Annotated in this window: 12 protein-coding genes; 6 read left to right on the top strand and 6 right to left on the bottom strand. The window is 63.1% G+C overall.

Features of this window, described 5'->3' with window-relative positions; all coding sequences use genetic code 11:
* Positions 1–9: 9 nt before the first annotated feature.
* Entirely contained in the window at positions 10–1,812 is a 1,803-nt protein-coding gene (locus V7S54_RS16715; protein WP_065375249.1) for an ABC transporter transmembrane domain-containing protein, read from the bottom strand.
* 207 nt (positions 1,813–2,019) lie between these two features.
* Between V7S54_RS16715 and rpmE the strand changes: the two genes are divergently transcribed.
* Positions 2,020–2,241: a 50S ribosomal protein L31 gene (gene rpmE / locus V7S54_RS16710; RefSeq protein WP_034806140.1), complete on the top strand. Its 222-nt coding sequence runs from the start codon at positions 2,020–2,022 to the stop codon at positions 2,239–2,241.
* An 81-nt stretch (positions 2,242–2,322) separates the two neighbouring features.
* On the opposite strand, the gene V7S54_RS16705 is transcribed toward rpmE, so the two are convergent.
* Positions 2,323–3,840 (bottom strand): winged helix-turn-helix domain-containing tetratricopeptide repeat protein, encoded by a 1,518-nt coding sequence (locus V7S54_RS16705; RefSeq protein ID WP_176707580.1) that lies wholly within the window; start codon positions 3,838–3,840, stop codon positions 2,323–2,325.
* A 108-nt stretch (positions 3,841–3,948) separates the two neighbouring features.
* On the opposite strand from V7S54_RS16705, the gene V7S54_RS16700 reads away from it, so the two are divergent.
* Positions 3,949–4,191 (top strand): DUF1127 domain-containing protein, encoded by a 243-nt coding sequence (locus tag V7S54_RS16700; RefSeq protein WP_419178167.1) that lies wholly within the window; start codon positions 3,949–3,951, stop codon positions 4,189–4,191.
* 13 nt (positions 4,192–4,204) lie between these two features.
* Entirely contained in the window at positions 4,205–5,419 is a 1,215-nt protein-coding gene (locus V7S54_RS16695) for an MFS transporter (RefSeq protein WP_065375250.1), read from the top strand.
* Between the two features lie 71 nt (positions 5,420–5,490).
* On the opposite strand, the gene rcdA is transcribed toward V7S54_RS16695, so the two are convergent.
* The 3 genes from rcdA to V7S54_RS16680 form a co-directional block, all read right to left on the bottom strand.
* Positions 5,491–6,009 carry a protease adaptor protein RcdA gene (gene rcdA / locus V7S54_RS16690; protein WP_065375251.1) on the bottom strand — a complete coding sequence of 173 codons (519 nt, stop codon included), beginning with the start codon at positions 6,007–6,009 and terminating at the stop codon, positions 5,491–5,493.
* Positions 6,010–6,364: 355 nt separating this feature from the next.
* Entirely contained in the window at positions 6,365–6,553 is a 189-nt protein-coding gene (locus tag V7S54_RS16685; RefSeq protein WP_065375252.1) for a DUF1192 domain-containing protein, read from the bottom strand.
* Positions 6,540–7,841, bottom strand: coding sequence for an MFS transporter (locus V7S54_RS16680; protein ID WP_065375345.1), 1,302 nt, complete (start codon positions 7,839–7,841; stop codon positions 6,540–6,542). Before V7S54_RS16680 ends, V7S54_RS16685 begins: the two co-directional genes overlap by 14 nt.
* A gap of 305 nt (positions 7,842–8,146) precedes the next feature.
* Here V7S54_RS16680 and V7S54_RS16675 point away from each other — a divergent pair, with 305 nt between their 5' ends.
* The gene (locus tag V7S54_RS16675; protein WP_093233901.1) at positions 8,147–8,302 is read left to right on the top strand and encodes a hypothetical protein; all 156 of its coding nucleotides are present in this window, start codon (positions 8,147–8,149) and stop codon (positions 8,300–8,302) included.
* A gap of 111 nt (positions 8,303–8,413) precedes the next feature.
* On the top strand, positions 8,414–10,351 hold the full coding sequence (locus tag V7S54_RS16670; RefSeq protein WP_141679456.1) for an adenylate/guanylate cyclase domain-containing protein: 1,938 nt from the start codon (positions 8,414–8,416) through the stop codon (positions 10,349–10,351).
* A 26-nt stretch (positions 10,352–10,377) separates the two neighbouring features.
* Here the strand turns inward: V7S54_RS16670 and V7S54_RS16665 are convergent, their stop codons facing one another.
* Positions 10,378–11,892 carry an MFS transporter gene (locus V7S54_RS16665; protein WP_065375254.1) on the bottom strand — a complete coding sequence of 505 codons (1,515 nt, stop codon included), beginning with the start codon at positions 11,890–11,892 and terminating at the stop codon, positions 10,378–10,380.
* 104 nt (positions 11,893–11,996) lie between these two features.
* Between V7S54_RS16665 and V7S54_RS16660 the strand changes: the two genes are divergently transcribed.
* Positions 11,997–12,551: a TetR/AcrR family transcriptional regulator gene (locus V7S54_RS16660; protein WP_065375255.1), complete on the top strand. Its 555-nt coding sequence runs from the start codon at positions 11,997–11,999 to the stop codon at positions 12,549–12,551.
* Positions 12,552–12,556: the final 5 nt, after the last annotated feature.

Raw genomic sequence — 12,556 nt, 5'->3', positions numbered from 1 at the left:
CGGACCCGCTCAGTTTTTCGTGGCGACGAACAGGGCCTCGGCGCCGTGGTCGAACTGCAGCCGTGCGAGTTTGGCGTAGAGGCCACCCTGGCGGATGAGGGAGACGTGCGTTCCTTCCTCGACGATCCGGCCATGATCCATGACAAGGATGCGGTCCGCCTTCAGCACGGTCGCAAGCCGGTGGGCGATAATGATCGTCGTGCGCTCGCGCAGCAGGCCATCGAGGGCTTTCTGCACCAGCGTCTCGCTTTCGGCGTCGAGCGCCGAGGTGGCCTCGTCGAGAAGCAGGATCGGTGCGTTCTTGAGGATCGCGCGGGCAATGGCGATGCGCTGGCGCTGGCCGCCGGATAGCGTGATGCCGCGTTCGCCGACTGATGTGTCGTAGCCGTTGTCGAGGCGGTTGATGAACTCGTCTGCCTGTGCTGCGACGGCGGCAGCGCGCACCGCCTCACGGGTCGCGCCAGGCACGCCGAAGGCGATGTTGTCATGGACTGAGGAGGCGAAGATGGTGACATCCTGCGGCACGATCGCCAGCCGGTCGCGCAGCTCCTTCGGATCGACCGTGCGGACGTCGAGCCCGTCGACGGTTACCGCGCCCTTGGCGGGATCGTAGAAGCGGAGGAGTAGGGAGAAGACCGTGCTCTTGCCGGCGCCGGAAGGGCCGACGATGGCGACAGTCTCGCCGGGCTTGATCGCAAAGCTGAGGCCGTTCAGGCTCTTGTAATCGGGCCGCGCCGGATAGGCGAAATAGACGTCCTCGAAGGCGATGGCGCCGGCGGCCGGTACGGGCATGGCGACGGGGTTTGTCGGCGCCTGGATCTCTGGGATCTCCGTCAGAAGTTCGTTGAGCCGCTCGGCGGCCCCGGCGGCCTGCGAGAGCTCGCCCCAGACTTCGGAGAGCGAGCCGAGGCTGCCTGCGGCAAAGACCGAGTAGAGCAGGAACTGGCTGAGGGTGCCGGCGGAAAGATTGCCCGACAGCACATCATGCGCGCCGAACCACAGCACTGCGACGACGCTGCCGAAGACCATGGTGATGGCGAAGGCGGTGAGCACCGAGCGTGCCTTGATCGCGGCGCGCGCAGCGCCATAGGCGTCCTCGACGGCGGCTCCGAAATGGTTGTTGGCGAGTGCCTCGCCGTTGAAAGCCTGCACGGTGCGGGATGCGGCGATTGCCTCGCCGGCATAGGCGGACGCCTTGGCGAGCGTGTCCTGCGCCTCGCGCGAGCGGCGGCGGACGGAACGGCCGAAACCGACAAGCGGGAAGACGATGATCGGGATCGCGATCAGCACCAGGCTCGAGAGCTTCGGGCTGGTATAGACCATCATGCCGATGGCGCCGAGACACAGGATCAGGTTGCGCAGCGCCACCGAGGCGGTGGCGCCGACTGCCGACTTGACCTGGGTCGTATCGGCCGTCAGCCGCGAGACGATCTCACCGGACTGGTTGACGTCGAAGAAGGAGGCGGAAAGCCGGGTGACGCGATCGAAGACGTTGCGCCTGAGGTCGGCAACGATGCGCTCACCGAGCGTGATGACGAAGTAGTAGCGCGCCGCACTTGCCAGCGCGAGCACGATGGCGAGCATCATCAACATGGAGAAGTAGGTGTTGATGAAACCGGAATCGGGACTGGAGAAGCCATTGTCGACCATGCGCCTGACGGCGAGCGGCAGCGCCAGCGTCGTGACCGCGGCGAGGATCAGCGAAATGCCTGCGCCGACGACCAGATGGCGGTAGCGGGCGAGATAAGGTAGGAGCGTGGCCAGCGGGCGGATGGATTTACGCGCTGGCGCCTGGATTTCTCGTTCGGACACTTGACCCCTTTCGCCAACCACGGAGGAAAGGCATTGCCCATGAGTCTTCCGCGCGGCACTTGTTATCCCGCAGACCTTGATGTATAGGCACGGCATCGAATTGGGAAGCCGTGGCCCTTCAGCCGGTCCGCGGCTTCATTTACGTGTTCGGTCTCGAAGTCGCAATGCCTTGCGACAATTGGACCCTGGAACTCTAGGAAGATCGTTATGAAGGCAGATATCCATCCCGATTACCACGTCATCAAGGTAGTCATGACCGACGGCACCGAATACGAAACCCGCTCGACCTGGGGTTCTGAAGGCGCCACCATGAACCTGGAAATCGACCCGAAGTCGCACCCGGCCTGGACGGGCGGCAACCAGCAGCTCATGGACCGCGGCGGTCGCGTCTCCAAGTTCAAGAAGCGCTTCGAAGGCCTCGGCCTCTAATCGAACGCCTCTCGGCATTCTTAAAGCCCGGCCATCGTGCCGGGCTTTTTGTTGGCCATGCGGGGTGGCGGCGCCTGAGTATCACTCGGGAAGCCCGGCCTTGCGAAAGCCGTCGACGAAATGTGCACGCGTGGCGTCGTCTCGGAGCGGCTCGGTCGCGGCCCAGTGGCGGATCGTGAAGCCCGGGTTGGCGACGAGAAACAGGTCCGCTTCCGTACGCGCCTCGTCGAGGCGTCCGAGTTGGGCGAGGCTTGCCGCCAGGAACCGGCGTGAGCTCGTGCGATAGGTCTCGTCCCTGCGCAGCGTCTCGACAGCGGCTTCGTAGTCGCCGGCCGCATATTGCGCCTGGCCGAGCGTCAGGTAGTACCAGCTTACCGGAAACGGGTTCAGCCGGAATGCCTTGCGGATATGCGCGATGCCCTCTTCGACCCGCCCGGCGAGAACGTCGATGTCGGACAACGCCGCCCAGGTGTCGGCCTCGTTCGGGTCGAGTTCGATCGCCTTGGCGAATTCCGCCTCCGCCTCGGTAAAGCTGCGCTCATAGGCAAGCAGGTAGGCCAGGATCCAGCGGCTGCCGGCATCGTTTGGATCGATCGTGACCGCTTTGCGCGCGAGCTCCAGGGCAAGGCTGCGGGCGGCTTCCGTCGGGCCGCCGGAATGCACCCGTCCCATCCAGTGGTTCATCGCCAGCCAGCGGTAGGCCTCCGCATAATCGGGGTCGAGCGAAACCGCGCGCGTCAGCATCAGGTGCGCTTCCTGGGCGGCCTGCGGCGTATCATCCATCAACCTGCGGGCGCGCACGCAGAGATCGTAGGCCTCGATGTTGCTGGGCCGTTTGCGTGGCAGAGGCGGTGGGCGCAATTGTCCGAGCAACGCTTCCACGATCTTGGCCGTAACCTCGTCCTGAACGGCGAAGATGTCTTCCAGGCTGCGATCGAAGCGCTCCGCCCAGAGATGCTCGCCGCTCAGCGCGTCGACCAGTTGGGCATTGATGCGCACGCGTCCCGCTGCGCGCCTGGCACTGCCTTCCAGCAGGTAGCGCACGCCAAGGTCATCCGCGATCGCGCGTACATCCACCGCCTTGCCCTTGTAGACGAAGGATGAGTTGCGCGCGATGACGAACAGGCCGGCGATTCTGGACAGGTCGGTAATCAGGTCCTCGGTGAGCCCATCCGTGAAGGGCTCCTGCTCGGGATCGTTGCTGACGTTGACGAAGGGCAGAACGGCGACCGACGGCTTGTCCGGCAGGGGGAGGCGCCGCTTTGCCGCACCGAGCGTCCTCGTACTCCCGGTGAAGCGATAGCCGACGCGCGGAATCGTCGAGATCCACTCGCGACCATCGGCGGCGGGGCCAAGCAGCTTTCTGAGCTGCGCGATCTGGACGGTGAGATTGCCTTCCTCGACGGCCGTTTCCGGCCAGGCCGCATCCATCAGTTCGGCTTTGCTGAGGATTTCGCCAGACCGCCCGACGAGCGCGGCAAGCAGCCTCAGTCCGCGATAGCCGATGGCAACAGGATCATCGTCCCGGAGGAGCGTTCCCGCACCCGGATCAAGCACGAAGGGACCAAAGGCGAAGCGCGTTTCCTGCATGGGGCGCATCTATAGTTCGTTTGGACGTTTTTGAGAACTTTTTGGAAGCGCTTAATTACGCCCCGGTTCGTGTCCTGCAGAATTCGTCGGTCTTTCGGGCCGATTATGGAGGCTGCCATGAACCACATTCCCATTCCGGTATCCCGGCATCGAGCGGCACGCGTGCGCGAAGAAAACCCGATGCCTTTGCGTGCCGGTCTTGCAACGCTCAGAGGCGTTATCGCGACCTGGGACTGGAGGGTTCGCTTTCGCCGGGACCTCGAACACGTCTCGAGGAGCGACCCGCATTTGATCGACGATATCGGCCTCACAAGGCGGCAGGTCGAGATCGAAATCGCCAAACGTTTCTGGCAGGCATGAGGCGTGTGTCGGAATGATATCGGACCAACAGTCTTCGCCTGTCGCGCCGCCGCGTCGTCATCTACGCGAGACGACCGTGCCGCGCGAACAACCAATCCTTTGGGCGGCGATCGCTGGCACCATCGCAACGGTCACGGTGTTCGCGGTCGCCCAGGGGCTGACCTATCCGCTGCTCAGCTTCATTCTGGAGCGGCAGGGAACGACACCGGGACTGATCGGCCTGTCGGCGGCGATGACGCCGCTGGGTTTCATCCTTTCCGCTCCCCTCATTCCGGGGCTGGTTCGGCGCTTCGGCGCGGCGTGGCTTGCTATTCTTTGCTCGTTGTTCGCCGCACTCACCCTGATCGCGATCGCCTGGACGCAGGACCTCTGGGCCTGGATGCCGCTGCGTTTCCTGCTCGGCTTCTTTGCCAATCCGCTTTCCGTGATCAGCGAAACCTGGCTGATCACGATCACGCCTCCGTCGCGCCGGGGCCGCATCATGGGGCTCTATTCTTCGATCGTTTCGGGCGGTTTCGCCATCGGTCCGCTGTCGCTCGGCCTCGTCGGCACGGAGGGCTGGCCGCCCTTCCTGATCGGCATCGTGGCCTTCCTTCTCTGCGGCATGATCTTGCTCGCAGTCGTGCCGCGCCTGCCTGATATGCCGCAGGATGGCGAGGCAACGTCCGTCGGTGGTTTCCTGGCGCTGGCGCCTCTCCTTCTGTTTGCGGTTTTCACCGCTGCCGCTTTCGAACAGATCCTGCTTTCGATGTTTGCCACCTATGGCGCCACGCTCGGAAGTGCCGAGGAGCGGATCGCCTCTCTCATTACCTGTTTCATCGCCGGCAATGCGCTGCTGCAGATATTTCTCGGGCGCATGGCCGAGCAGATCGGCTCGATGCGGACGATGTTGTTCTGTGTGCTGGTCTCGCTGGCCGGGTGCCTGCTGCTGCCATGGGTCTTCAATTCCTGGCTCGTCTGGCCACTCGTCTTCCTCTGGGGCGGGGTCTCATTCGGTATCTACACGATGTCGCTGATCCAGCTCGGCGAGCGCTTCACCGGCCAGGCGCTGATCGCCGGCAATGCGGCCTTCGCGGTTGCGTGGGGTCTCGGCGGCATCGTCGGGTCGCCCGCGACGGGACTAGCCATGCAGTGGCTCGGCCATCGGGGACTGCCGCTGGCTCTTGGCTTCCTTAGTTGCGTGCTGGCGCTGTTTCTGCTGGCGAAGATGCGGCGCGTACGTTCGTGACACAAGCGACGCGAAACAAAAAACCCGGCGATGGCCGGGTTCTGTTTTCCGCATGTTGAAGCGAAGGGCTATCAGTTGGTGCCGAAGGCCGTCTGTAGCAGCTTGATCTGCGCCTTGACGCCGTTCTGGTTGTCCGGAACGATGGCCGCAGCCTCGTTCGGGCGGTAGATCTCGCGGTCGAGCAGGGCGACGCGGTTCTGTAGGCGAAGCGAGCGCTCGATGAGATCGCGGAAGGATTCCGGCAGTTCGGCCCAGCCGGGAGCGGACTTGTCGACGTTGAAGCTGTCGAGGCGCACCTTGCTCTTTTCCGACATCACCTGGTCGCGGCTCATCTCACCGTTGTTGACGGCGCGCTGTAGGAGCAGCCACGAGGCCATCTGCATCAGGCGGGTGGTAAGCCGCATGGACTCGGCTGCATAGAGGACCGATGCCATGCGCGGCAGAACTTTCGAGGCGGTGCGGCCGGGACCATCGAGATAGGTCGCCGTTTCCTCGACCAGACCCATGCCTTCCGAATAGAGCGTCTTGAATTGTGCCGAGGACGCTGCGTGTCCTGCGAAACTGACCGTATTCAATCCTCTCTCGGACATGACCTGTTTTCCCTGGTTCAAACGCATCACGACAGTCAGGTAGTGGACGGTTATAGGAAATAAATCCTTGCCCGTTTCTATGCTCGAAGAATGATCCGATAGCGCATTTCGCGCAAGGGTATTCTTAAGAAAGGGTTAATCTCCACAGTTCTTTAGCGAAAGCTATGCCAAAACAAAAAAAGAGCCGCGAAAAGCGGCTCTCAAGGTAAAACAGGGAGAAAAATCAGACCCATTCGCCAGTCGGAGAAATTGTCTGAAACCGGAAAGCTCCGGATGCCCTGACAATCGCAGATAATGCTTAATTTGCCGTTAAACGCGCCTCGTTTTGCTGCGCTGCGGCCGCTCCCGCAAGGTCTCAGCGAAACAGGCTTTCGGCGGCTGAGCGGCTCGCGGATTTGCGCGTCCGCTCGGCTTCGAGCCGGGCGATTTCTTCCGTCAACCGGGCGATGCGCTGGGTAAGTTCATCGACTGAAAGCAGTGAAAGATCGCTGCCGATTTCGTGCACCAGCTTCTTTTGTGGTCGGTCGTCGTCAAACAGGCTCATCCGTCTGATCCTCCCATTTCTGGTTGTTGTCCGGTTCGCTACGCGCCTCCTCGAACGGGGCAGCGCGCGGCGAAAGCTGCAGGCTTTCCGGTGTCGTCGGCGCGCCGGCATTGACCGGCGAGAAGGCGTCGCGGTCGGAGACCGGCACGGGCGCGCGCATCCGGCTGCGGATGATGGCATAGGCTGTGATCAAAATGTGGGCGCAGGCGGTAATCATGAACAAACCGTACGGACCGGTTGCCGTCATGACCGGACCGCCGATCGTCGGGCCGATGATCGTGCCGATGCCATAGAGCAGCAGCAGGCCACCGGAGACCTTCACGAAGTCTTCGGCGGTTGCGAAGTCGTTGGCGTGGGAAACGGCGATCGGATAGAGCGCGTTGGCGGCGGCGCCATAGATTGCGATCAGCGTCAGCACGATCCAGACCTGGCTCGGCTCGATCAGGAAGATGAGCAGGCCGGCGACGGCGCCGACACCGGCAAGGGCGGCCAGGACATAGCGACGGTCGATGCGGTCGGAGAGGCGGCCTGCCGGAAGCTGCATCACCGCGCCCGCGAAGATCGCCACGCTCATCATTGCCGCAACCGTGCTGTCGGAAAGCCCGGCCTGCCGGCCGAAAACGGCGCCAAGCGTGCCGAAGGCGCCGTTGGCGATGCCGACGAGCAGGATGCCGAGGAAGGAAACCGGCGAGTTGCGATAGAGGCCGCGCAGGTCGAGGCTGACCTTCTTCAGCGGCTGCGGCGAGGCGGCCTTGGACATCAAGGTCGGCAGCATGGCGACACAATAGAGGATGCCGCAGATCATGAAGAAGATGCTGGTCGAGGTGTCGCCAAAGGGGATCATCATCTGGCCGCCGACGACGCCGAAAAGCGTGATGGCGATATAGAGCGAGAAGATGACGCCGCGGCTCTCATTGGTGGCGCGCTCGTTCAGCCAGCTTTCGATGATCATCGACGTGCCGGCGGTGGCAAAGCCGGTGAGCGCGCGCAGGATCAGCCACCAGGTCGGATCGATCATGATGCCGGTCAACAGCGCGACGATGGCGATGAGAGCAGCAAAGACGCTGAAGGCGCGCACATGGCCGATGCGCTTGACGACATTCGGGGCGAAGAAACACCCGAGGACGAAGCCGGCCGCCCAGGACGTACCGATCAGACCGAGGATGGTGGTCGGGTATCCCTCAGCAGTACCGCGAACGGGAAGAAGCAGTCCCTGAAGACCATTGCCCAGAAAGAGAAACAAGGTGCCGAGCAGGAGGGCGGCGACCGGGAGCAGGTTATTTCTCATCATCCATCCGAAATTCGTTCTGCCGTCAGCAAGTTAGGGCGGTGCCTTGTGAATTGCCAGCCGGTTTCTCTCTACAGCGCTTTGATTACAGTGCCTTGATTTGCCGCTTGTTTCCCTCGACCGGAGACGATTGAAGGAAACAAGCGGTCGCCGGTCATTGCAAATCGTCCGCGAAAACACTAGCCCTTTTTGCCAAGCGCAGCGTATCGCTAGTCCTTGGGGGAAACGGTGCTCCGTGCGACGAAGAGTGCCGGCGTTGCGAATGCTTTGCCGGTTGAGGCAGCCTCCCGGAAGACGAGGGCAATATGCAGAAGGCGCTCGCCCTTATCCTGCTCCTGGCAATGGTGATCCAGCTTCTGTGGCCGCTCGGTATCCCGGGTCTGCGCCGCCGCCGCGACTTTTGGAAGATCGCGGTTTTCGCCATCGTCATGATGATGGTGACCGTGCTGATCCGGCCTTGACCGGGCCATCTTGCCTCTAAGTACCCGTTTCCTTGGAAACTCCGGAGCCGATCGCCCGATGCTATTGGGTTGTACGTATATTCGCTACAACTACAAAAGGGCGCAGGACAGATGGGGAATAACGCGCTAGATTACCTCCTTCACTCGGGAAGTGAATTCGAGGGTTTCTTGGAACGCCGTCTCGCTGCCATTCTCGCTGCCGATGTCGTGGGATACAGCCGCCTGATCGGCGCTGACGAGACCGGCACGCTCGCCGCAATGAAGCGACACAAGAACGAACTCGTCGATCCGAAGATCCACCGCCACAAGGGCCGCATCGTCAAGCTGACCGGCGACGGGATTCTCGTCGAGTTTGCGAGCGTCGTGAATGCGGTGGCCTGTGCCGTCGATATTCAGCGCGGCATGCTGATCCGCAATGAAAGCGTGCCGCAGCTAAAGCGCATCGAGTTGCGCATCGGCGTGCATCTCGGCGATATCATCGTCGAGGATGGAGATATCTTCGGCGACGGCGTCAATGTCGCCGCCCGTCTCGAAGGGCTGGCGGAGCCATCCGGCGTTGCCGTTTCCGCCACGGTGCGCGACCACGTCGGTACGCGCCTGGATATCGGCTTCATCGACAAGGGTGAGCACACGCTGAAGAACATTGCCGCCTGCGTGCATGTCTATTCGGTGGCGCTCGGTGCGCCGACGAAAGTTGCGGCGGCGCCAAGCGGGGTCGGCCCAATCGTGCTCGATGACGGCTACGGGCTCTCGGTCGGCGTGCTTCCGTTCACCAACATGAGCCATGATCCCGAGCAGGAATATTTCTCCGACGGCATCACCGAAGACATCATCACGGATCTGTCGAAGATCTCGAAGCTGCATGTCGTCGCCCGCAACACCGTGTTCACCTACAAGGGGCGGTCGGTGAAGGTGAAGCAGGTGGCCCAGGAATTGGGCGTCCGCTACATCCTCGAGGGCAGCGTGCGCAAGGCGGGTTCGCGGGTGCGCATCACCGGCCAACTGATCGATGCCCTGACCGGTACCCACCTCTGGGCCGACCGCTACGACCGCGACCTGACCGATATCTTCGCCATTCAGGACGAGATCACCCACGCCATCGTCGATCAACTCAAGATCAAGCTTTTGCCGGCCGAGCGGCAAGCAATCGAGAACGACCCGACCACGAGCGTGGAGGCCTATACCTACTACCTGCGCGGCCGGCAGTTCTCGCATGCCTGGACCCGGTCCTATTTGCTCTTGGCCCGGCGTATGTTCCTGAAGGCGGTGGAACTCGACCCCGACTTTGCCCGCGCCTATGCCGGCATCGCCGATTGCGAGTCGGCGCTGCGCGACTGGCACGAGGACGAATTCCCGCTGCAAAGCATCCTTTCCACCACCGCGAGAGCCCTGGCGCTCGATCCGAACCTGGCGGAAGCCCATGCGTCCCGCGGGCTGGTGCTGCATCAGGACGGTCAGGGGGACGAGGCGGTCGCCGAATTCGAGCGGGCGTTGACGCTCGATGCCGGCCTCTATGAGGCGAATTTCCACTATGCCCGTTTCCTGTTCATGCAGGGTGCCTTCGAAACGGCGATCCAGTTCTTCAAGCGCGCGGCAGACATCCGCCCGGACGACTATCTGTCGCCGATCCATCTCATGAGCGCCTACAAGTCGCTCGGCCGTGACGTCGAACGTGCGCAATGGGCAAGGATCGGGATATCTCGGGCGGAGCGGGCGCTGGAGCTCAATCCGGAAAACTCCGGCCCCGCGCATCGCGGCGCGCTGGCGCTCGCTCATATGGGCGAAGCCCATCGCGCCCGGGAATGGGCGGCGCGGGCTCTGGCAATCGATCCCGACGACGTGGTCGCGCGGTACAATACGGCCTGCGTCTATTCCATTCTCGGCGATATCGATGCGGCGCTCGACCTGCTCGAAACCTTGCTGCCACAGAGTTCGTGCTACCAGCTGCTCTGGTTCAAGCAGGATTCCGACCTCGACGCGGTTCGCCACCATGCCCGCTTCCAGGCGATGGTCGAGGCGATCGCGAAATGCGAGGCGGGGTTGCGCTAACCGCCGGAGGGTGCCGGCGGTTGCTTTCAGTGGTGGGTTGCCTGACGGGATTCCGCCGGCGCAGTGCTGCGGCCACCCGTCAACCACCAGATTGCCGCGCCGGTGACAAAGAGCATGGCCGTCGCCACGATCACGACTGCGGTAAAGGCCTGCTCGAAGGCGAGCCGGGCGCGGGTGACCAGTTCGCCAGCCACATCCGCCGGCAGTTTCTCGGCGAGAAGCAGAGCTTCGTCGAGGCTGTCGCGGGCCATCGGCGAAATGGCTGCACCCTCCGGCAGCACGAGGAAGGTGGTGTAGACGACCGACATGACGGTGCCGAGCACGGCGATGCCGATCGCGCCGCCGAGCTCGAAGGAGACCTCCTCGATCGATGCCGCCATGCCGGCCCGCTCCGGCGGGGCGTTGAACATGATGGCGCTGGAGGCCGCAGTCATCGAGGCGCCGATGCCGAGGCCGAGGACGACGAGGGTGACGATTTGGGTCAGCGCGCCGGCCTCATGGGCCAGCAGGTATCCGCCGAGACCGAGGCCTGAGAGGATGAGGCCGGAGCGCAGCACCACTTCCGCGCCGAGACGCGGCAGGAGGGTGCCGGTCAGCGGACCGGCGACGAAGGCCGCGAGCGGGATCGGCAGAATGAAGAGGCCGGCCTGAAGCGGCGAAAGACCATCCACGAGCTGCAACTGCTGGCTCAGGACCAGCTCGATGCCGACGATGGAGGCGGACGCGACCAGCGCGGCAGCGACGCCGGAGGAAAACGCCGCATTGCGGAAGAGGCTGAAATCGATCAGCGGATGCGGGCTCCGGCGCTGGCGGTACACGAAAAGAAAGAGCGCGACGGCTCCGATCACGGCGGCGGCAAGGCCAGCTTCCAGCGATGGTTCGCGCTTGCTCGTTTCCTTGACGGCATAGGCGAGACCGACGAGACCGACCATGATCTGGAACGAACCGAGCGCGTCCCACGGATGTTTCGGATTGCCTGATGTGTTCGGCAGCACGACGATGCCGAGCAGCAGCGCGACGGCCACGATCGGCACGTTGATCAGGAAGACCGAGCCCCACCAGAAATATTCGAGCAGGAAGCCGCCGAGAACCGGGCCGATGGCGGCGCCACCGGAGGCGATCGCGGCCCAGACGCCGATCGCCAGCGCCCGCTCGCGCTCGTCGGTGAAGGTAAGGCGGATGATCGACAGCGTTGCCGGCATCATCAGCGCGGCGCCGACCGCAAGCAGCACACGGCCGCCGATCAGGATCGCAGGGGTGGGGGCGTAGGCGGCAATCAGCGAAGCGACGCCGAAGACCGCGAGACCAACGATGAAGGGCTTCTTGTGCCCGAGCCGATCGCCGAGCGTGCCGAGGCCGGGCAGAAGGCCGGCGACGACGAGGGCGTAGGCGTTGACGATCCAGAGCTTTTCGGATGCGCTCGCGCCGAGGTCATGGGTCAGACGGGGAAGGGCAGTATAGAGCACCGTCATATCGACGACGATCAAAAGGAGTGCGCTCGATACGATGGCCAGAACGAGCCAGCGATTTTGCGGATGCATAGTACACCTCAATTGGCCACCCACAGGGAATTGGGAGCTAGGTCTTGTTAAGGTCAGGGTCATTATTTAAATACGTACGTATGGATTTGAAATAGGAAGTCAAGATGGGACGACGTCGAACAATCGATCGTGACAAGGTTCTGGATGCGGCGGAGGCGATCGTGAACGCCGTCGGCGCTGCCGGCCTAACGATCGATGCCGTCGCCAAGGCGGCCGGTATCACCAAAGGTGGCGTGCAATATTGCTTTGGCAACAAGGACGGTCTGATCGACGCGATGATGGAGCGTTGGTTCAACGAGTTCGACACCGCGGTTGCAGCCGAGGGCGGCGACGACCCCGATCCGGTGAAGGCGATGCGGGCCCATGCGTCAGTCACCGCCCACATGAATACGGCCGACAACGCCCGGACATCAGGCATGATGGCCGCACTCCTGCAGCGCGAAGAACATATGGCGAAGAACCGCGCCTGGTATCGCGCTCGCCTTGACGGCATCGACCTGTCGACGGAGGAGGGGCGCCGGGCGCGGCTTGCCTTCCTTGCGACCGAGGGCGTCTTCCTGCTGCGCGGTTTCGGCTTCGTCGAGATGGACGACGCCGAATGGCAGGATATGTTCGCCGATATCCTGAAGCTGCTGCCCGAGCCCGGTAAGCCCGGCTGACGCCT

It is taken from the genome of Ensifer sp. CCNWLY38 (assembly GCF_037120565.1).
GTDB lineage: Bacteria > Pseudomonadota > Alphaproteobacteria > Rhizobiales > Rhizobiaceae > Ensifer > Ensifer adhaerens_H.
The sequence above is the reverse complement of the archived record's forward strand: the minus strand, read 5'-3'. Positions and strand labels throughout refer to the sequence as shown.